General features: G+C 71.9%; 3 protein-coding genes and 1 pseudogene (1 of these 4 only partly in view). 2 read left to right on the top strand and 2 right to left on the bottom strand.

Annotated elements, in window-relative coordinates; genetic code table 11:
- On the bottom strand, positions 1-18,678 hold the 5' portion of the coding sequence (locus ACRSBM_RS27695; protein WP_434447528.1) for a hypothetical protein. It extends 15,807 nt beyond the left edge of the window; 18,678 of the gene's 34,485 nt are visible here — the first part of the coding sequence; its start codon is at positions 18,676-18,678; the stop codon falls past the left edge of the window.
- Positions 18,679-18,852: 174 nt separating this feature from the next.
- A complete protein-coding gene (locus ACRSBM_RS27700; protein WP_434447530.1) occupies positions 18,853-21,111 on the bottom strand; it encodes an ATP-binding protein in 2,259 nt (752 codons plus the stop codon).
- Positions 21,112-21,324: 213 nt separating this feature from the next.
- On the opposite strand from ACRSBM_RS27700, the gene ACRSBM_RS27705 reads away from it, so the two are divergent.
- Both ACRSBM_RS27705 and ACRSBM_RS27710 read left to right on the top strand, forming a co-directional pair.
- Complete coding sequence (locus tag ACRSBM_RS27705) at positions 21,325-22,149, top strand: DUF2625 family protein (RefSeq protein WP_434447532.1); 825 nt, start codon at positions 21,325-21,327, stop codon at positions 22,147-22,149.
- A 353-nt stretch (positions 22,150-22,502) separates the two neighbouring features.
- A pseudogene (locus ACRSBM_RS27710) lies at positions 22,503-23,087 on the top strand (transcriptional regulator, XRE family protein); the annotation flags it as partial.
- Positions 23,088-23,095: the final 8 nt, after the last annotated feature.

A 23,095-nucleotide genomic window follows, 5' to 3' on the forward strand; every position in this document is an offset into this window, starting at 1 on the left:
CGGTTCCCCGCCCGGCAGGTCGGGCACCGAGAGGTCGGCGACGACGTCCCCGGCCTCCCCGACCTGGACGGGGTCGCCGACGACCCGGCCTCGGGCGTCGCGCAGGGTCAGCTCGATCCCCACCGGCACCGACACGTCCCGCGTCGGGAACGCCACGGCCACCTGCCGGCCACCGCTCGCTGTCGCACTGGCGCCCACCGCGACCGAGTTGCTGGCGTCGGTGGAGGCCCCGACGGTGCCGACCGCGGTGAAGCCCGGGGTCGCGGGGATGAGGACCAGCGCCAGCGCGGAGTTGGCCTGGGCCGCGCTCGACGCCGCCGAGAGCGTCGCGCTGCCGGTGGGACCGTCGAGTCCGACCGACCGCGATGCCGTTCCGCTCTCCGTCGCGCCGTCCCAGCGGTAGTGGGCCCTGGCGTGCAGCTCGTAGTGCTTGCCGCCGATCTCGACGTCCTCCGACCGCCCGTCGCCGAGGAACCCGCCGACACCGGTCTTCAACGCCGTCACGAAGTGCTCGACACCCGTGCGCTCGCCTTCGGGCAGCAGCGCGTCGATCGCGGCGTCCACCGCCGCGCCGCCCGTGAGCTCACCGCGCTGGGTGAAGAGCCCCGAGGACCGGTCGTCGGGGAGGTCGAGGCCTCCGGCGGTCGAGGACTCCTCGGTGGAGGGTGTGCCGTCCTCGACCGCAGCAACGTCCACTTCGGACCTCACCAGGGTGACGAGCGGGATCTCCTCGACCGCGGGGTCCGGCAGGAGGGAGGCCGCGTCCTCCCGCGTGCCGCTCAGGTCCGGCTCGGGCCCGCGACCGTGCACCGCGTCGGCCACCACGTCGCCGGTGAAGGGTTTCGGCGGCATCGGCACGAAGGACGTCGCCGGCGTGGCCTCGTCCGGGTCCACCAGCGGCGAGGTCCGGTCGGGCCGCACGGGGTTCCAGCCCTCGACGGGCCCGAGCTGGCTGACCATCGTCCGCTCGATCGTCCAGGCGTGCCGCGGCTTGAGCGCCGACAGTCCATCGTGGACAGCCGGTCCCATCGGGCCGTCGTCGGCCACGACACGGCTGCGCGAGTCGTCGGCGAGGAACACCCGGCGCGGGTCGACGTGCTCGTCCACCAGCCCGACGAAGTGCAGGACCTCGTGGGCGAGCGCCTCGCGGTCGTCGGAACGCCACCGCGTCTGGCGGCTGGCGTCGTCGTCCCCACGCGGCCGGATGTCGACGTCGGAGTGCGCGAGCTCGTGCGGCCCCGCGAACTCGACCCGCACGTGCAGCTGGTCGCCGCCGGGAAGCCGGTACCCCGCGTTCGCGATGGCGTCGAGGCCGCGCTGGACGTCGGCCTCCACCTCCAGCCGGAGGTCCGGGGCGATGTCGCCGACCGGCCGCAGCCGGACCGTGAGCTCGCGGACGTGCCGGTCGCCCACCTCGATCCGGCGCACGTCGTACCGCACGCGCTGGACGTACCCCGCCGGTCCGGAGTGAGACCGCTCGGGATCGAGCAGCTCGGTGTCGACGGTGCGGACTTCGGCATCCGCACGCAGGTGCTCCCAGTCCGCGGGGCGCAGTGGCACGTCCTGGGGATCGAACCACGGCGCGCGGGTGGCAGCGGAATGCCGCCAGCGCTCGTCCTCGACCACCGGACGCGAGCGGGCGGGTTCGACGTCGGACGGGTTCTCGTCCACCGCCGGACCGCGCCCGACGGGCTGCGACTGAGCACCGGAGTCGAGCTCGACCGGCTGGGGAGACTGCACGGTCGCCGAACCGCGGCGGGCGAGCGGCGCGAACGCCTCGTTCATGTCGTGGATCGCCCGCAGGAAGCCGGGTCTCGCCTCCACGGCTGCCAACTGCCGCGCGCCGAGAATTGCAGGTGGGAGGGTCACGACGACGCGGGCGGGCGGCGGCGGGCCGGGCGCTGCGACGTCGACGGTCACGCTGATCCTGATGAGGCCGGGATCCACGCCCAGGCCGAGCCTGTCGAGCCGCAGGCTCTCCGCCGCCACCTCCGCGCGGAACCTCCGCTCGATGCCCTGGGCACGCTCTTCCGCCACTGCGCGGTCCGCACCGGCGAGGGGCGTTTCGTGCACGATGATCTTCACCTCGGGGAGACCAGCCTGCTTGCGTTCCCTCCACGCGGCCGCGCGCGTCACCAGGCGTGCCGTCTCCCGCACGTCCCGGTCCTGCAGGTACGACAGGTACCTCTGGCCAGGGGCGAACTGCACGGTGGTGTCGTCGATCTCGTCCGCCACGAGATCGGACAGCGGTACCTCGGGGATCGGCGCCAGCGGGTCGGCCGCGGTGAAGCCCCCTTCATCTTCGACGCCCCTGACCGCGTTGGCCCTGTACGCACGGACGACGTCCGTGGCGGCGAAGACCTGGGCCGTGGTCCCGTGGTTGCGCTCCAGCTCCCACTGGAACTGCTCCGCGACAGTGGAGGTCGCGGTCGTGGCGGAGGAGTTGAGGGAGCACTGCACCAGCGCGATCGGTGTGCCCGAATCCGGAGCCGCCGTCGCGAAGAGCGTGGTTCCCGCCACCACATTGGCGCTGTCGACGCCGTTCAGCGTCTGCGAATCGCCGAAGACGAAAGGACGATCGGTCTTGAGACCGAACAGGAACCCATCCGGCTCGCCGTGCCCGTCGATGAGCCACGGGACACGACGGGAGCCTGCCCACGGTGCGACGTAGGCCTTTCTCGCGGTGGTGCCGTCCAGTCCCTCGCGGAAGTAGTACTGCAGCTCCACCTCATCGCTGTGCAGGGCCGGGGAGGACATGAGGTGGTCATCGACCAGGGTGAGCGGGAAGTACTGGCCGTGCTTGCCCAGCCGGTCGCTCACCAGGAGACGGGTGATCACGTCGGCGGAGGACGCTTTCACCGGCGGAGAGGAGAGGAACTCCCCGCTCTGCAGGGAGATCGTCCCGTCCTGGTGCAACGTGGTGACACCGCTGGGCGAGTACGTCCACCTGGAGTACCCGCCGGCCGCGAAGACGCTGGAGAACGCGTCGAAGTCACCGGCCACGCCGTTCAGCGCGATCAGCACGACGCCGCGGTGGTTCGGCTGTCCGGTCTCGGTGTTCAGGGCGGCGCGCAGCTCGTCGTCCGCGCGCATGACCTTGGCCAGAGCCGCGGGGGTCAGGTCCACAGCCACGTTGTCACGGCGCACCGCCTGGACCCCGCGCCTGCCGGAGCTCGCGATCAGGAAGACCGGGAGCCGGTCCCACGGTGACCGCTCGCCGCCCTGGACCCCGAGGAACGACCGCACGGTGTCCGCGGTGACGTTCTTCGCCCACTGGCTCGCCCGTTCGAACTCGGCCTCGTCTCCGGGAGCTCTGAGGAAGACGGCCACAGCGACCTTGTCGCGGTTGCGCAACACCACCGATTGGAGATCACCGGCGCGCAGGGGGGACACGGGGACGAAGTCGGTGGCGGAGTCGTGGGTGAGCGAGTCCCCCTCGATCTCGACCGCGCCGTCGGGGGCGTAGACGTCGTTGAAGAAGCCCTCCCTGTGCAACGCTCCGGCGAAGTCGAACCCCAGCCAGCCGAAGTTCGCCTCGGTGCCGGCGAATCTCGCGAGCACCACCACTGGACGGCTCGGATCGGCCTCCAGCGCGGCCCGGAAACCCAGGTCGGACAGCAGCATCCGTGCCAGATCATCGCCTCCGAGCTCCAGCACTGCCCCGGTCCGCGACTCGATCCGCGCGAACGTGCCATCGAGAGAGTCCGCCACGACGACCAGGGGTGAATCGGGTGCCCACGGACCCGTCGGCCCTTCCGTGCGGCCCGTCCGCACGGCGTCGGCGAAGTTCTGGATCGTCGCGGCGTCCAGGTCCGGCACGGGGAACCCGGTCACCGGGCCGCTTGCGACACTCACCACGTCGCCGGCGGTCGGCGTCCCGCTCTCCTCGACCCGTGCGTCACGGGGGATCACCAGCGCGCCCTTGTCGGAGAACCTGAGCCTGCCCCCGAAGTCGTAGCTCTGCGTGGGTCCGGTGAGGTCGCGGAGCGTGGCCAGCAGTTTTGCGTTCGCTCCGCTCACCGCGCCGACCGGCAGTGATTCGTCGTGGGTGAACAGCAGCAACTGCGGACGCACCGGACCCGCCGTCGCTTGGCGGTACAACCTCGAACCCGCCAACATGTGTGCCGCCAACTCAGCGTCCACCGGCAGAACGGAACCGTCCACCAAGGGCAGGGGGTATCCGTTCTGGCCGTGTTCACCTATCAGGGTCATCGGACGGGTTCGAGCACCCGTCGTCGCGGGAGCCCACTTCCCGGCGCGGTAGTGGTGCACCACGTGACCGTCCGCGTCCTCGAACTCCTCGGCCACCAGGCGCTGGGACTGGTCGGTGGACAAGGTCAGCGACTGCCGCATGCCCTCGTCGAGAACCTCGGGAGAAGCGAACCCGATGCCCACCAGGCTGCCGTCGTTCCTCTTGAACGAAACCCAGCCGACATCGCCCGGCCGGACCCGGGAGACGGGCTCGTAGTAGCCGTCGTTGAGCACCACGGTGCTGTTCGACGGGCCGAGACCGAGCGGATCGGTGGCCGCGCTCACGAGGTGGCGCGATCCGGCGTGCCACAACGCTTCCGCGAACTCCTGCGCCGCGCGCCGGGACGCCTCGGGACGGTCCGGGTCGGCGCCGACGAGCCGGATCGGCGTGGCGGGGGTGACCCAGCGCCGGTAGGCGGGCGAGTTCCGGACGCGGGACGCGAGGGTCGCCGGCGTGACCGGCACGCCCCGGACGAGGAACCGGTCCCCCACGAGCGTCGCGTAGACGTAGAACGACTTGCGCGCTCGCGGGTTCACCGGCTGCCGCGCGTGCAGGAACACCCAGGGCGGCTCGTCCGGCAAGCCGGAGTCAAAGCTCAGGCCTCCTGCCGCGGCACTGGTCGGTGCGTGCTCGTGGCCCAGGGGCCAGTCCGGCAGGTCCACGACGACGCTGACCGCGTTCGACGGCACCGCGAGTTGCAGCACGTCCGGCGCCGGCTGGGAGGGGTCCACCGCCTGGCCGTCCCGCAGCATGGCCGCGACGACCGCCGTCTGCTCGGACCGGCCGGAGATCAGGACGACCGGCATGGCCAGACCGGAGTCCTGCTGGAGCGTCACGGCGGTGGCCAGCCTGGACCTGAGCACCGCCAGGTCCACCTGTTCGGCGGGGTCGGAGAGCTGGTTCGACACCGGGTCGACGTGGAAGACGGTCGCCTGCGCCAGCTGCTCTTCGACGACGTCGCGCGGCGCGGGCGTGACCGGTGGCTGCACCAGTTCGAACCCGGCCGGGATGGAGCCCGCTTCGCTCACGGTGTCCGAACCGGAGTCGTCGCTCTCCGCGCCGGGGATCGGCGTGGCGGGCCGGGGCAGGAGGGCGACCGGCGGTGCGGTGTCACCTCCACGCGTCGTGCGGACACCGTCCGAACGGTCCACCGTCCTCGACGGACCGTCGAACGCCGCGCGCGAGACCGCGACGGTGGCCCGCCCGCTACCGGAGTTGCTCATCGCGGGGAAGGCCGCGCCGACCGCGGTACCCCGCCGGTCGCGGAACAGCTCCCGGATGCTCTTCTGGTTCCCGGTGCTGACGACGTCCGAGTCGGGTCGTGCCTCCAGCGCCACCTCGATCCTGACCTCGTGCGGCCCGACGCCGTGGTCGCCCTGCGGCCCCCTGGTCGTGATCCGGACGTGGTCGACGTCCACGGGCATACCGCGGTCGGCCATGTCCTGCGCCTCGTCGGCCAGTGCCGCGCGGAACCGGCGCTCGACCTCGACCACCCGCGCGGACGAGAGCAGCCCACCGGTCTGCGGGTGCACCGGACCGCGGTTCGTCCCGCCGCCCACGATGGTCACGGCCGGCATCGCCGTGACCCAGTGCTCCTGCGCAAGCCTCAGCTGCCGCCACGCGGCGGCCCGCACCACGGCACGAGCGGTCGTCTCGATCTCGGCGTCCGAACCGGCGAGGACGTCCGTTCCGGCCGGGTCGAACGCGGCGGTGACCGCCGGAACGTCGTTGGCCGCCAGTTCCCGCAGTTCGACGGGCGGGCGTGCGCGGCCGCCGGGAGGGACGACCTCGACGATGTCGCCGCCGTCCTCGACCTCGTAGTTGGTGCCACCGCCGAGCAGCAAGTCCTCGGTGGCCGCGAACATCCTCGGGACAGCTCGCTGCGGCGCGACCGACCGCCACGCCCGCTGGATCGCGTTGGCCGTGCTCTCGCCTTGACCAGGTTGAACCCCACCCACTGAGCACATATCGAGCATCAGGGCCGGAGTGGTGTTCGGATGCGCCTGTGCGAACAGGTGGTGGCCGCTGATGACGGCAGCCGCCTCTCGCGGGCCCAGCATGAGCCTGTCACCCAGCAGGTAGGGCCGGTTTCCGCGCAGCGCCACGAACACGCCCGACTTGTTCCCGTGTGCCCCGGCGTACCACATGTCAAGCCCGAAGAAGGGACTGAGCTTTGGCACCGAGGTCTTCGTCCCGGCGCCGGACGAATCCGGGAGCACGCGGCTGGAGAGGTAGAAGTCGCGGTAGCCGGTGCTCGCCCTGATCGCGTCGATCCCCTCCTTGACCAGGTCGAAGTCCGCTGACGGGAACAGCACACCGCGGAGGTCGCTCATCAGGGGGTGGGACACGAGGTCGGAGGCCGCCGGCGGTGGCGTGACCGCACTGCCGAACCCCGACACGTCCACGACGATCGAACCGTCGGGCGAGAACCGCATCCGTCCCTCGGGCCAGTGGATCCTGCGCGAGTAGCCGCCTCCGGCGAGACCCGCCGCCAGCTCGTCCTGCCCCACCACGGGGCCGTCGACCGAGGCGAAGACCACCGACGGTTCCACCAGACCCGTTTCGACGATGGCGTTCGTCCCCCTGCCCAGGACGAACCGCAGCCTCAGGTCTGCCCGCAGCACCCTCATCAGCACCTGCGGGGTGACGTTGACATCGCGCAGCCCATGTGAGGACGCGCGGTAACCGGCAGGACCGGTCCGCAGGAGGACGAACACCGGCGTGCTGTCGTCGTCCTCCCAGCTCGCCGTGACCGGGGTGCCGTCCGGAAGTTCCGGGAACCACAGCGAGTCGTCCTCCGCCGCGGCGGCCGACGCCTGGACCTCGGCGAAGTAGTCGTCGTCGCCCAGGGTGCGCACGACCAGGACCCTGGGGTTGCCCTCCTTGTCCAGCACCGGCGTCACGTCGAGGTCACCGGCCCGCGGCTCCGACACGTCCGCGTAGCCGGTTCCCGGATCATCGATCGTCGTGAGGTCGCCGCCGCCCTGCAACGCGTACACCGTCGGGAACAAGCCGGCCTCGTGCAGCCGTGTGACGACGTCGAACGCGAAGGTGCCGAAGTCCTGCTCACCGGACGGGTGCGGTTTGACGATCACCAAGGGACGAGGGGGATCGGCCGTCATCGCCGAGAAGAAGCCCGGATCGGACAACAACGCCGTTCCGCCCCAGGGACCGTCCACGTCGATCTGCCCGCCATCGGTGAGAGTCGCGCGGGCGCCACCCGCGGCATCACCGGGAGCGACCATGAAGAACGGCCGTGCGGCGCCCCACGGCCCCGGAACCACGAAACGACCGCTTTCCACGGCGTCGGAGAACGCCTGCAACGTGGCATGCGACCACGGGCCCGTCTCCTCCGCGCCGGGAAGCCCGAACACCGAACCGGAACGGAACACCGACGTCGCGTCGACCGGCACCGGGTGGTGGGCGAGGTGAGCGTCCGTCGCCACGATCAGGACGCCGTTCGCCCTCCTCTGGAGCTTCCCGGCGACGCTGTGGGTCTCGAACGTCTTCCCCGTGGCACTGGAGAGCTCCGCCGCCAGTTCAGCGTTGAGGCCGAGCGCCTGTTGCTCGTTCTTCCAGTAACTCCGGTTCAGCAGCACCAGGGCCGGTTGTTCGGGTCCCTTGACCGCCGCGAGGACGTCCGGCCTGCTCACCAGGAACCCGGCGGTCTCCCGCGGGGTGAGCCGGAGCTCCCTGCCGCCCGAGCCCGGGCTGAGCTCGAAGTGCCTCCCGTCCTCCGTCGACGACAGTGCCAGGACCAGGGGGCGCACCCGCCCCGGTTCGGTGAGCGCGGCCCACGGAAGCGGCAGCACACGTCCGTCCGCATCGGGCTGTTGCGGAGAACGCACGTCCGAGATCCGTTCCGCCTGCACCGTCCGGACGCTTCCCGGTGGAGGGGTGTACCAGCGTGTGCTGGAGAGGTCGAACCCGATCAGACCGCCGGAGGAGTTCGTGATGGCACCGGACACCACGCTCCCGGGGGTGATCGGGTACCACTTGTCGAACAGCAGTTCGCCCGGCGTCAGCACGGAGACGAGCTCTCCCGGCTCCTCCACCTCGACCCTGGTCAACACCTGCCGATTCGGCGCGTCCGCCCGCACCACCTCGGCGAACCGGTGGACGAAGCCCTCAGCGGCAGTCACCTCATCGGCCGGATCTTTGGTCGATGCGTCGGGCGAGCTGAACAGGAGGATGACGCGAAGGGGCAGATCCCGGTCGAGCGACCGGAAGGTGTCCGACTCACGCACCACGCGGGCGGCGGTGTCCGCGTCGAGCAGGTAGTCACCTGCGACAGCGTGACCGTCCTCGAACTCCAGCAGGACGAACGCCGACGAGGTCGCGGTCCAGTCGCCCTCCCCGAGCCACTTGTGCACCCGCTGCGGCCACCCGTCCGATTCCGACTCGTCGGACACCAGGGCGATCGCTTCGCGTGCGTTTTTCGTCGGTGGGTAGGTGACAACGGCGTACGGGGGTGTCGAGGGGCTCCCGGCGGTACCGGCCGGACCGGCGGGAGGGGCGCCGCCGGGCAGTCCCTCGCGCTCGCGCTCGACCACCTGGGTCCCGGTCTCGACGGCCAGGTGCGCCGCCAGGTCCGCCGGCCTGTCCCCGTCGCCGACCAGGCCGCGGAGCTCCTGGTACCTGCGGTAGGCCACCAGCGTGACGATGGCGTCGTGGTCGAGGTTGTCCTGCGTGGGGACCTCGATGAACAGCGGAGGCCTGCGCACGTGCCGGTCGACGATCCGGCGCGCCTCCTGCAGCAGCGCGTCCACCTCGCGTTGCGGCGCCTTGCCCCAGCGGCGGTCGACCTCGTCCACCTGGTCCAGGCGCGAGAGCAGGTCCGGAAGCGCGGTGCGGGGAGCCTCCTGCTCCTCGACCTCCGGTGCCGGGTCGGTGGTGACCTCCTCCTCGGCGATCTCCTCGTCAGAGACCTCCTCCTCGGCGATCTCCTCGTCGGCTTCCCGGCGTTGCTCGGCGGCGATCTCGCGGTCGTGCTCGGCCTTGGCGGCCCACCACTCCTGCTTCGCCTTCTCCTCCGCGCGCACGGCCGCGCGTTCCGCCTCGACGGTGGCGGCGTGGGCGGCGGTGACCGCGCCGGACTGCGCGATGACGCGGGTGAGTCGCGTTTCCCGGTCGACGAGCCTGCGCAGAGCCGCGTCGGCGGCCGCCCACTCGCCGCGCCGCCGCTTCACCTCCTCACGGCGGTGCTCCCTGGACTCGGCGGGTGCGTTCTTCCACTCCTCGCGCGCCCGCGTGAACTCGTCGCGGCGCTCGCGCACCAGTTCCCGCTGGGCGTGGACAAGGGGCCGGATCTCCTGCCGGTCCACGATCGCGGTGGAGCGCCGCTGGTCGGCGGCCTCCAGCGGCCGGGCGGCGATCTCCACCCGGTCGGACGCGGCGATCCGGGCCCGCTCGGCCTTCAGCCAGGCCTCGGCCTTCTCCGCGAGCACCGTCGTGGAGCCCACCAGCTGGTCGGGCAGCTCCCTGCCCGTCAGTTGCGCGGCGTTCGTGTCGTACATCCGCACGGCGAACGCGTCGTGCACGCGGCGGTCCTTGTAGGCGACCACTTCCGTCTCGCCGTGCTGCGTGCGGGGACGGGCGACGACACGGGTGTCCACGCTGGTGACCAGTGCCCGGGTGAGCTTCTCGTCCGTCCTGGTCTCGGAGCTCATCGGCTCGGCGCTCCTGGACTCGTCCGTCCGGGAGAGCTCGCTCTCCTCCAGCTCGGGACCGAGCGCGGTGTGCGTGGTCCTCGTCGTGGAGGCGCCCTTCGCGTCGAACGGGCTGCGGAACGGCTTCGTCCCGGACTCGGTGCCCTTGCCGGAGCCGGTCGAGGTCGCCTGGCCCAGCGCGCCGAACGGGGCCGTGTTGAGCAGCTCCGCCTCGTTGCCGCTGGTGAAGCCGACCTCGGTCTCCTCGGACCGCACGCGCTGGGCGTCGATCCGCACGCCCGCGCTCGTGCTGGCGAACCTCGGCGTGCGCGACGGCCGGAAGTGGATCTCCACGTCGTGGTCGAGGCCGTCGCGCAGGGAGAGCACGAACCGGCCGTCCAGCGCGGCCTGGAACGCGGCGCGCACGCTCGTGGGGGTGATAGCGGTCCGGAGCACGCGCAGGACCTTCGGGGTGATGTCTACGTCCGCGGCGCGCAGCACGTCCACCACGTCGCGGCGCAGGACCTTGATGTCGCCGAAGTAGTGCTCCGCCCAGTGGGCGCCGAGGTCCTTCATCGGCGGAACGGGCGTGCCGTCGGGCAGCGTCGTCCGCCACGCCGCCATGTCCTCGTCGCTCAGCGGGCCGGTGCGGACACCGCTGTCCGCCTCGGCCGAGCCGAACCGCCCTCCCCGCACCGGCGGGGGGAACGCCTCCTCCGCGAGCTTGGTGACCTCGGCCTCCTCGGTCACCTCGACCGAGCCGTAGTCACGTCCGTGGCGCTGGATCCGCAGCGTGACGTCCAGGCGTCCGGTGTGGACGGCGACAGGGCCCTCGACGGTGGCCGACTGGCTGTACTTGGTCCGCTCGTCCGTGGTCTTCTTCAGCTCCCTGCGGCCGAAGATCCCTTCGAGACCGGGCCCCGCGCCCGCCTGGCCCTCGGTCCGCCGGGGCTTGGCGTTCTCGTCCTGCCCACTGCTCGGGTCGGTCGTGCCGGGGTTGCGCACGACGACGGCCGCGCGGGACGACGCGATGGCCGTGAACAGGGTCCTCACCCGGCTCGTGACGCCCTTCGCGCCGAGCTCCGCGCTCACCCCGGCCTTGAGCTTCGCGACGTTCCGCACCGCGCCCTGGGAGGGTTCCTCGGTGAACGACGCGTCGATCACGAGCTCGTAGGTCTCGCCGTGGAAGCGGTCCTCCAGCCTGTTCGGGGCCACCTGTCCGCCGTTGATCAGGCTGTTGACCATGCGGTTGGCGTCCGACAGGAAATTCTTGACGCTCGCGATGTTGACGTTGTTCGGGTCGAGGGTGGAGTCCGGCAGCAGCCTGCTGGCCTTGTCCGCGCCGATGGCGGGGTGGCGTGCCAGCTCGTCGCGCAGGGTATCGACGTGCTGCCGGAGGTCGATCGGCCGGCTGATGCCGCCGAGGCCGACCGACTGGCCCTCGGTCCGTCCTGGGCTGAGCCCCGGCGGCACGGCGAGCGTCCCGTCGGGGCGGGACGCGGCAGGAGGGGTGCCGGTCGCGAGCTCCGCGAGCTGGTCCGCCGTCACCCAGGCGAGCACGGACTCCGGCAGGTGGACCACCTCACCGGCCCTGGTGAGCGGCTTCGGGTCGGTCAGGCCGAAGGTGAGGTTGTTCTTGTGGACGGCCTCCGCGACGACGGTCGCGTCGACGTCCAGGCGGACCAGGAACATCTTCTGCGGCAGCTCGCTGATCGAGAGCTTCTCCGTGGTCTCGACGTAGCCGGAGTCCGACCGGCTGTCGCGCCCGTTGTACGGCGATCCGAGGAGGACCAGGATGCCGCGGGGCATCGCGTGCGTGCCCTGCTCGCCGGCCGTCAGGGTCCTGTCGGTCAGCACCGGGACCCCGACCACGTAACCGCCGAAGGTGTCGGTGGGGCCGCCGACACCGGTGACCTTCGACGTGCCCTGGACCTCGCGCACGACCTGCTGGTACTCGTGCGCGGTCACGGGTGTCGCCGACAGGCGCGGTGCGAAGGTGACGCCCCAGCTGCCGAACAGGTCGTGCACCCGGCGGCCGTGCAGCTTCTTGGCGGAGTCGATCACCAAGGTGTCGCTGAACAGGCGCAGGTCCTGCGCCAGCTTCTCGGAGGCGAGCTCCGCGCTGACCGTCTGCGCGATGACGCCGGTGCGGCTGTGCACCACGGGGTCGTGACCGGAGGCGACGCTCATCACCTCCAGCGCGGCCTGCTGGAGCTTCTCCGCGCCGTGGAACGACACGATCTCGATGTCGTCGAAGCGGTGCGACATCGGCGGGCGCAACGCGTGCGGTGCGGGCGGGTCGGGCAGCGTTCGCGTGGGCGTGGGCACGACCGGCGCGTCGGGCTCGGCGTCGAACGGGTTTCCCGGTGCCAGCAGCGCTTCCGGGACCAGCGTGCGCATCTCGACCGAGATCTCGCCGGGCACGCGGGGCATCTCCGCGTGCGTGGGCAGCTGGCGACCGCTGCGGCCGGGGATGATCCTGCGCACGGCCTCGGCGTGGCGGCGCTCCGAGTCGACCCTGAAGTCGATCGTCAGCGTGGACCTGAACTGGCGGACCGCCCGGTCGCCGATCTTGCCCTCTTCGGTGAGCGAGTCGCCCTTGCGCCGTTCGACCCTGCGCTTGGCCTTCGAGCCGAAGGTCGTCTCCTCCGACCAGTTCCGCGCCCCGCGCACGCCGAACAGCAGGACGCCGAACGCGGTGGTCGAGGGCCCCGAGCCGGGGAGCAGGCCCATGAACCGCAGCTGGGGGCCGCCGCCGACCTCGGCCGACCTGGAACCACCGCTCTCGATGCCACCGGTGGCCTTGCCGACGTAGACCTCCGCGAGCTCGTCGGCGGTGAGCGGGTCCCCCTCCTCGATGTCGCCGACCCGTGCCGTCACGGTCACCGTCGTGCGGTAGTCGTGGAACCAGCCCTTGCGCCGCAATGGGATCAGCAGCCCGCCGTCGGTCAGGCGCCGGGTGAGGCGGGCGATCTCGTTCTCGTCCAGCGCTTCCGCGAGCGACCGGCCCCGCTGGATCGCCTCGACCGCCTTCGCGGTGAGCCGCCCGTCCTCGACGTCGCCGTCGGTGAACTGCCGGACGAACATCGAACTGCTGACGTACCAACGCCTTTGCAGCGGGACGTCGTGCAGCAGCGGTGCCAGCGCCTGTTCGAGCAGCCGGCCGCTGTCGACCTCCTCCACCACGCCGAGGATCGCCTTGCCGCGCTCGAACTCCGGCGGTCCCTGCACGGTCCGGTCGGCACCGCCGCGGAACCCGCCGTCCTCCTGGCTCGGCTCGACGAGCCCGGCTCGTTCCGCGTTGCGCCGGGAGGTCCAGTGCAGTGCGCTGACGTTGCCGTCCAGCTTCCAGGGCCGCTGCCCCTCCTTGCCGACCTGGCGGACCTCGATGTCGTAGACCATCTCGTAGCGGACGGCGTCGCCCGTGATCTTCAGCGCCTGCTTGGCCGCGGTCGAGCCGGAGACCTTCCCGGACGCGTTCCGCTCGACGCTCGCGCTGCCCGTGATGCCACCCGCCGCCATGACACCGGGGATCGGTTCGCCGCCACCCCCGATGAAGCCGGACAGCGCGAACTTCCGCTTCACGGCGTACTTGCCGGAGTGCTCGAAGTGCGCGTGCGTCCGCTCGGTGATCTTGACCTTGTCCCTGACCTGGTCGACGCGCACCCACCGGGCGACGGCGCGCATCTCCAGCTGCGTGCTGCGCGGGCGCCACTCGAACCCGCGCCCACGTCCCCTGAAGATCGGCGGTGAGGCGACCCACCCCGTCTCCGGGTCGGCTTCGCCGTCGTAGACGGCCATCTTCGGCAGGTTCTCCGCGATGGTGCTCTCGCTGAAGAACTCCTCGACGACCTCACGGCCGTCCGAACCGAGCGCGGTCGCCTTCGCGAAGCGCGGCTGCAGGCGGGACAGGACCTGGTCGGCGAAGGTGGCCACACCGGGGCTGTTGACCACGGCCGACTCGGTGGCGACGCCGCGCGGCAGGCCGGTCAGCTCCGGCAGGCGGGTGGTCTCGTCCCCCTGCTTCTCCTGCCACACCGGGTCGTCGGCGACGAGCCGGTCGCGGTCCGCCCTGGTGACCGGGGCGATGTCCGCTCCGACGATGTCGCCGATCCGCGACTCGGTTTCCTCGTGGAGCACCGCGCGGCCCGCGTCGTCCTTCGTCGGGAGGTCGGTCGGCACTGTCAGGGTCACCTGGCCGCCGACCTCGACCTCCTGCTCCCCCTCCGGTGACCGCACGCTGCGGCCGTCCTCGTCGAAGAGCCGGAACGACAGGGTGACCGGGACGTCGGCCTTCACCGCCGGGGTGTACTCGACCTTCGTCGACCTGCCCAGCTCCTTCTTCTGCTCGCTGCTCACCTGCTCGACGGGCGCGGCGGGGATCGTGGGCATGACCTGGACCACGACGCCGGGCAGACCGGTGAACTGCAGGGGCGGCGAGAGGTTGCTCTGCCGCGTGCCGTCCTCCTCGACAGAAGACGACGTCTTGGTCTTCGACGAGGCGACCTGCTTCTTCTCGGCCTCGCCGAGGACCACCACGCGGTCCCAGTGCGCCGTGGCCTTGATTTCCAAGCTGTAGAACCGGTCGTCACCCTTGACGGTGGGGCGGCTGCCGGTGTCCTGGAACGCGCCGGCGACCGCGTGCTCGATCGCCTCGGACAGCTCGGCGGCACCGTCCCACTGCTTCACGTCAGGTGCGAGGCGCCTCAGGGCCTGCTCGATCTCGATGCGCGCTCCGTCGTCCCCGCGGAGCACGTCGATCTGCTCGGCGGCACCGAGCGCGCGGCTGTCCCGGAGGTACTGCGGGAGGCTGTCGCGCAACCGTTGTTCCGCCGACTCGGCTGTCTGCTCCTCCGGTTCCGTGTCGGGTTCCTTGTCGGGTTCCTTGTCGGGTTCCTTGTCGGGCAGGGCGAACCGCACCCGGCGCCCGCCCGGCCCCTTCTCGTCCGTGCCCCGGTACAGCCGCGGCTCCACCGCACCCACGGGCAGATCGGCCGTGACCCGCCCGCGGGGGACGTCGGCGAGCAGCTCGACCGGCCCGATCACCCGCGACAGCACGGACAGGTACCGCGAGGGCACCTCGACCTTCGTAACCGCCCGCGGCACCCCGTCCGGCCCGGTCCGCTGGTGGCGCCCCATCAGCGTGCCCTCGACCGTCGGCCGGTTCGCGCCACCGGTCTCGTCCACGAGCCCGAACATGTGCCCGACCTCGTGCGCGGAGGCCAACGGCCCCTGCCCCGGCGTCCAGTGCGTCTGGTCCACGTCGTGCTCGGGGTCCAGGTGCACCACGTGGTGCACCACCGGGGAGCTCCCGTCGTGCGGAACGACCCGGAACCGCAGCAGGTCCCCGTTGTCCGTGCGCAGGTCCGGCCCGTTGAGGTACTGGTCCACCCCGGTCTGGGCGTCCCGCAACACCTCCCGCCGCACCTCCTCGCCGAAGCGGCCTTCGGGGTCGATGTCGACGACGACGGTCAGCTCCGTCGTCCACACACCGTCCTGCACCGCCCTGCGCACCTCGAACGCCGACCGTTGCACCTCCGGTTGGCCCGGCAGTACGCGGAGGGTTCCCCGCTGGTGGGCGGGCGCTTGTTCCAGTGCGTCACGGCGGTACTGCTGTGCGGGTGCGGCGGGGTTGGGCTGCGCTTCCAGGTCTGGCTCCGACTCCACGTCGGAGTCGTCCGTCAGCGTGTCGTCGAAGACGGATTCGGTGTCGGTCTCGCGGTCGGAGTCGTGATCGGAGTCGCGGTCGGAGACCGTGTCCACCTCGGCCGCGTGCGGCGTCGGGGTGTGGGAGACCTCCGGGTTCCGGATCTCCGTTGTCCCGCGGTCCACTCCGAGCTCGCTCGGCGCCTCGACCACCGGGACCACGTCCGGCCTCACCGGCACGTGCTGGGGTGCGGGTGTTTCGACCGACGAAGGCAGGGGCGGTGCCACGACATCGTCCCGGCCAGGTCGGCCCATGGGCTGCCCGGTCTGCGGCTGAGCTTGCTGGGGTTGCCCGGTCTGGGGTTGCCCGGTCTGGGGTTGCCCGGTCTGGGGCTGCCCGGTCTGGGGCTGCCCGGTCTGGGGTTGCCCGGTCTGCGGCTGCCCCGTCTGCGGCTGCCCCGTCTGCGGCTGCTCTTGCTGGCTCTGGGGCGTCTGGGACTGACCCGGCTGAGGCTGATCCGGCTGAGGCTGATCCGGCTGAGCCTGGTCCGGCGGAGGCTGTGACGTCTGGGACTGCGGTGTGTGGGGCTGCGACGCCTGGGGCTGCGGCGCGCTGGACTCACGCCGTTCTTCACCCACGACATCGACATCGGTGCGCGCTTCACCCGACACGGTCGGCGGCAGCTGCGACTGCACGGCCCCCGGCGGAGGAACCTCCGACCGAACCCCGCCCGAATCCTGCGGACTCAACGCCGGCGAGTCCAGACGCGGAGCGTCCACAACCGAAACGTCCCCACCCTGCGGCGAAGGCGAGAACCCACCCGGCTGCACCTCACTAGGCTGCGAGCCCGGCGACTGCGAGCCCGGCGACTGCGAGCCCGGCGACTGCGAGCCCGGCGACTGCGAGCCCGGCGACTGCGAGCCCGGCGACTGCGAGCCCGGCGACTGCGAGCCCGGCGACTGCGAGCCCGGCGACTGCGAGCCCGGCGACTGCGAGCCCGGCGACTGCGAGCCCGGCGACTGCGAGCCCGGCGACTGCGAGCCCGGCGACTGCGAGCCCGGCGACTGCGAGCCCGGCGACTGCGAGCCCGGCGACTGCGAGCCCGGCGACTGCGAGCCCGGCGACTGCGAGCCCGGCGACTGCGAGCCCGGCGACTGCGAGCCCGGCGACTGCGAGCCCGGCGACTGCGAGCCCGGCGACTGCGAGCCCGGCGACTGCGAGCCCGGCGACTGCGAGCCCGGCGACTGCGAGCCCGGCGACTGCGAGCCCGGCGACTGCGAGCCCGGCGACTGCGAGCCCGGCGACTGCGAGCCCGGCGACTGCGAGCCCGGCGACTGCGAGCCCGGCGACTGCGAGCCCGGCGACTGCGAGCCCGGCGACTGCGAGCCCGGCGACTGCGAGCCCGGCGACTGCGAGCCCGGCGACTGCGAGCCCGGCGACTGCGAGCCCGGCGACTGCGAGCCCGGCGACTGCGAGCCCGGCGACTGCGAGCCCGGCGACTGCGAGCCCGGCGACTGCGAGCCCGGCGACTGCGAGCCCGGCGACTGCGAGCCCGGCGACTGCGAGCCCGGCGACTGCGAGCCCGGCGACTGCGAGCCCGGCGACTGCGCACCCGGCGACTGCGCACCCGGCGACTGCGCACCCGGCGACTGCGCACCCGGCGACTGCGCACCCGAGTCAGGGTGCGTGGCCGCGCCCGTTGCGGGGGGTGCTTCCACTACAGGTGGCACGGAAGGCGTCGGCTGACCACCCGGAACCTGCTGACCACCCGGAACCTGCTGACCACCCGGAACCTGCTGGCCAGCCGACCCGCCGGCGTTCCCGGCCGGACCGCCACCCGGCACCGCGCCGGGAACGGCACCGCCGGGCACACCGGCGCCCGCTTCCGGCCGTCCGCCCGTGCCCTGACCGGAGTTCGCGCCCTGACCGGGATTCGAACCCTGACCGGGATTCGCGCCGCCGCCGACGACCCCCACACCCGACGGCGGACCAGCCGAGCCCTCGGCCTGCGGACCCACGCCGTCCTTCTGACCGCCGGAATCCGCACCCTCTCGACCGGCACCACCAGGCACCCCACCAGCGGGCACACCCCCAGGCACCCCACCGCCCCCAACGGCAGCGCCGGCCCCATCGCCCCCGGCCGAGCCCCCCTCGCCGCCCGCCGCCTCGGAACCGTTCCCCCCGGAACCATTCCCCGCAGAACCGCCCGCTCCACTACCAGGAACATCCGGTGCATCCGGCCGACCGATCTCCCCGATCGGAGGCGACTTGATGTAGCCGGTCTCCTTGAGGTGGTCCTCGATGGCATCGCCCGCGTCGTCGGCCTTCTTCTGCACGCTGCCGCTGAACATGCCGCCGACCGCGCCGGTCCACAGATCGTCCATGCTGCCGCCGAGGATTCCCGCGGTGGCGGCGCCGACCACGACGTCGGCAGTGGCCTCGCTGGTGCCGTGGAACAGCACATTGTCCTCGGCCTTGGGCTTCCACGCCCGCATGCCGGTGTGCATGCCGCCTGCGACGATGCCGGCACCGGCGCCGGCGAGGCCGCCGACGATGGTGCTCTGGACGTCCCACTCGAAGCGGTTGCCCTCCGCGAACTGGGCGATCTGGGCGATGGCGTCCTGGAAGATCTCGTCGACGCCCTCCTCGACGCCTTCCATGATCAGCCGGATCGCCCAGTGCAGCTGCGCGCTGATCTGCTGAATGGCGGTCCTGGCCGCGGTGATGAAGGCGGGCACCAGCGGTGCGGTGAACGGGCTCGCGAGCGCCCACAGAATCGAGGCCGCGAAGAACGCGATCTCGATGAGCATCGTGTAGACGGCCTGCTCGACGCTCAGCGCGAGCTTCAGCAGGCTGGACGACTGGTTGTTGGCGAGCTGGACGATGCTCGGGACCGAGTTGACGACGCGCGTCACGCGGTCGCGGAACGCGCGGCCCACGCGGCCGCCGATGGCGTTCTCGACGGTGCTGACGAGGTCGAGGACGCCGTTCGCCATCTCGCCCAGGGTGCGGCCGCTCTCGACCCAGTTCTGCGCGAGGGCGCGGGTGGCCGCCACGTCGACCCTCGGGGCCTTCTGGCCCGCCACCAGGATCCACAGCCAGTCGAACGTCGGATCGAACTTGATGTCCATTCAGTCCACTCCGAACTGCCGCTCAGCTCGCCCGCCGCGACGGCTCCTCCCTGGTCATCGAGTGCGCGAGACGAACTCGATCGGACCGCGATCGTTCCGCAATCCAGCCACTCCACCGGAGCAGGATCAACACGAACGGCCCAACCGGGAACCACAAAGGAAGTCTTTCCTGCCTCAACGCACCCCGAACCGGGTCAGCGCACCGGGGATGCGAGCCAGCTCGACCTCGACCTCGGCCCGCTGCTCCGGCAACGACAGCTCGTCGAAGGTGGCCAGCGCGCACCGAAATAGAGAATCCGCGACCTGGTGATCACCCGAGTCGAGGCGGCAGCGCCCCTCCCGGAACGCAGCCCGCGCCGCGTGCACGGAGGCACCCACCTTCTCGTAGAGTCCACGCGCCTCGGCGAACATCGACGCCGCCCGGCAGCACTGCCGCACCGCGTGCAGGCACCGGGCCACACCCTCGATGCACATCGCCAGCAACCTTGTGCGGGATAGCGCCAGCTCGCCGTTCTCGTTGTGGCGCAGCGCGTCCTGCAGCAGCTCTTCCAGCACCACGAGCGCTTCCTCTGGCCTGTTGTCGAGCAGCAGCAACACCCCGAACTGGTAGCGCACCGTCATCCGCACCGTCCAGAACCCGAACGGGGCGGACAGTTCGACGGCCTGCCGCGCGTGCTCCAGGCTGTTCTGGCGGTCGCCCAGCATGAACTCCTGCGCGGTGACGTGTGCCAGCGCCCACACCCGCTCCAACCGGTCACCGGCCTCGTCGGCGCAGCGCAGGGCGATCTTGTGCTGTTCCACCGCGCCCGCGCAGTCCTGTGCGGTCACCAGGGCCCACCCGAGCAGGTTGCGCTGCTGTGCCTCCGCAGTCACGTCGCGCAGCGTGCGCGCCGCGTTGACACCGGCGCCGAAGACCTCGACCCAGTCGACCCCGTGCCGGTCGTCGTCTGCGTACCAGTGCATCGCCCGCGCGAGCTCCACGACCTCGCGGTGCCGCTCGGTCCGCGCCGCCTCCCGGAACGCGGCCAGCCAGCTGGACCGCTCCTGCTCCAGCCACGACCGCGCCTCGTCCAGCGAACCGAACACCTCGTTCGCGGGCTCCTCCGGCGAGAACCTCTCCCCCGCCGCCGTCGCCATGCCCAGCAGGTGCTCCAGCACCGCCTCCGCCGCCGCCGACCGGTCGGCCTCGTCGTCCTCGGCTTCCCAGCGCTCACGCGCGAACAACCGCAACAGGTCGTGGAAGCGGAACCGGCCCTCCGCCGGACCCGCCTGCACCATGCTCGCGTCCACCAGCTCGTCGAGCTGACCGAACGCCTCCGACTCCGTCACACCCCCGGCCACCTGCGCCAGCTCCACACCGAAGTCCGCACCCGGCACCGCCGCCAGCCGCCGGAACAACATCCGGCCCTGCGGCGACAGACCCCGGTAGGACACCTCGAACGCCGACCGCACCTGCAGATCGCCCGCGGACAACGACGTCAGCCTTGTGCGCTCATCCCGCAGCTGGTTCACCAGGTACCGCAACGTCCAGTGCGGCCTGCTCGCCAGCCGGTTGCCCGCGATCCGCAACGCCAGCGGCAGGTTGCCGCACAGCTCGATCAGACCGGCCACCGCGTCCGGCTCGGCCCGCACCCGGCCCTCACCGACGACGGCCTGCAGCAACGCCTCCGCGTCCCCGTCGTCGAACGGGTCGAGGTGCAGCCAGCGCACCCCCTCCAGGCCGGCCAGCATGCGGCGGCACGTCACCAGCGTCCGGCAACCGGGAGAGGTCGTGAGGAACGGCCGAACCTGCGCCTCCGAGGCCGCGTTGTCCAGCAGCACCAGCACCTTCCGCTGCTGCAGCACCGCCCGGTACTGGCCCGACTGCTCGGTCACCGCCGTCGGCACGTCGCTCGGCGCCACGCCCAGCGCCCGCAACAACCGGTCGAACACGACCTGCACGGGAAGCGGCTGCTCGTCGACCCCCCGCAGGTCGACGGCCAAGCACCCGTCCGGGAAGTCGTCGCGCATCCGGTGTGCCGCCGACGCCGCCAGCACCGTCTTGCCCACGCCGGGCTGACCGACCATCGCCACCGACGGGCTCGTGCGGATGCACTCCTGCAACCGGGACAGCTCCCGCCCTCTCCCCACCCGGTCCACGGGCAGGGGCGGCAGCTCGGCGACACCCACGACCGACGTGGAAGACCGCCGCCTGCGCCCCTCTTCCGCGACCCGCAGGAACTCCTCCCGCTGCACGCCACCCAGCTCGAAAGCGTCCGCCAGCACCTCGGCCGACCGCCGCTGCGCCGCACGAGCCCGGCCCTGCTCCAACTCCCGCAACGCCCGCACGCTGATACCCGACCGCTCCGCCAGACCCAGCTGACTCAGCCCGGCGGCACGCCGGTACCCCAGCAGCAGCTCACCGAAAGTCGACCAGCACTCTGACTCGTCCACATAGACCAACGTAACTGCTAATACGTATTAGCAGGCGGGTCGTGAAAGAACAACGGAAAGCAGCCGTATCCGGTCCGGGATGCGCCAGTGCGAAAGAGCAGGATGCGCAGTGCGACAGGGCGGACTCCGTTGTCGCGCTTGCACCGCGACTCACCGGGCACTAGGCCGGAAAGCGCACGACCGCCCCGCCGAAGCCGAGAACGGGAAGAGCCAGTGACGAACACCGATGACCTCGTCGACGCACAGGACGCCGTGTGGGAGTGGCTGGCCGCCGACCTGAACTGCAGCCTGACCCGGTCCACGGTGCTCCGGCCCGATCCGGGCGCGTGCCGTGCGGCGCTGCGGCAGTTGCGGCTCAACGCGGAGTCGCGGCTGGGCGCGATCGTCCTCAACACCGCCGGCATCCTCCTGCACGAGAACTGGGTGCGGGTCTACGGCGGGTCGGGCGGAGGACCGGACGGCCTCCCCGGCATCGCCGAGGTGAACGGCTTTCACCGGCCGACCGGTGCGGACCGGCGGCCGTCGGGCGGACTGGTGGTCGCGCACGACGTGCTGGGGGGCGTGTTCGTGGTCAACGGTCCCGAGCCCCGGTCGCACGGCAGGCCGGGCCGTCCGGACGACGTGATCTACTTCTGCCCCTCCACCCTCGCGTGGCAGACCACGGGACTGGACCACGACCGCTGGCTGGACTGGCTCGTGAACGGCGGAGCGGCCGGGCACTACCGCGAGGTGCTGTGGCCGACGTGGCGCAGCGACACCGCCGGGCTGGGTCCGCGGCAGGGGATGTCCGTGCACCCGGCGCCCTGGTCGGCGGAGGCCGAGGACGGTTTCGCACTGCCGGTCCGCAGGCCGGCGCCCCTGCAGGAGGTCCTCGACGGGCACGTGGCGTCTTGCGTCCGGCTCGGCCGTCCCCACCCAGGCGCACTGGGGACCGTCGAAGCGGAAGCACCGCACCGGCGCCCCACTGTTCACTCCGGACGGTGCGGCGAGCGCACCCCCGGCGCCGCGGGCACGAAGTGCCGTGATCTCTCCCACTGAACACGTTATCGGTACAGACGGACACATCCCCCTGCCCCTTTGCACCTCGCGGACCGCGGGGTTGAATGATCCACATGACAGAGCTGCGCGATGAACCACCCGGTGCGTCCTGCGGCCACTGTCTGCTGAGGTACCGGACCTCGGCCGAACTGTCGCAGAGGGAGCTGGCCCTCGCCTCCGGGTTGAGCGTGCGCGCGCTGCGCGAGCTGGGGCACGGGCGGGCCGCGGCCGTTCAGGAGAAGTCCACCGAGCTGCTGGCGTCCGCGCTGGGGCTGACCGGCGACGAGTGCGAGTCGTTCCTCCTGCTGGCCAGGGAGGGCAGGCGCGGGTCCAGCACCTCCGGCACCAGGACGATGCTGTACGGCCTGCCGACCGTGCCCGCGCTGGTCGGCAGGGACGACGAGCTCGACCGGCTGTCCCGCGCCGCGCGAGCAGGGGGCACCACGGTCGTGGTCGGACCTCCTGGTGTCGGCAAGACCTCGCTCGCCGTGGCTGCCGCTGAGGGCCTGAAAGCGCACTTCCCGGACGGCTGCCTCGCGCTCGACCTGCGCGGTGTGGACGACCAGTCCGTCCAGCCCGGGGTCGCGCTGGAGCGGATGCTCACCGCCCTCGGCGTGCCCGCCGGCCGCATCCCGCCGGGCGAGGCCGCACGGAGCTCGCTCTTCCGCACGTTGATGCGGGACCGCCGCATCCTGGTCCTGCTTGACAACGCCGCGGACGAGGCGCAGGTGCTGCCGTTGTTGGCCGGCGCCGAGCACAGCTTCACGATCATCACGTGCCGGCGTTCGCTCCGGGACCTGGACCTCGCGGACCTGGAGCCGGTGCAGCGCCTGGTGCTCGACGTGCTGCCTGAGCAGGGCGCCGTCGACCTCCTGACCACGATCGTCGGCAAAGACGTCGTGCTGGCCGATCCCGGCGCCGCCAACGAGGTGGTGGACCTGTGCGG

Source organism: Lentzea xerophila, assembly GCF_051094245.1.
Classification (GTDB): domain Bacteria; phylum Actinomycetota; class Actinomycetes; order Mycobacteriales; family Pseudonocardiaceae; genus Lentzea; species Lentzea xerophila.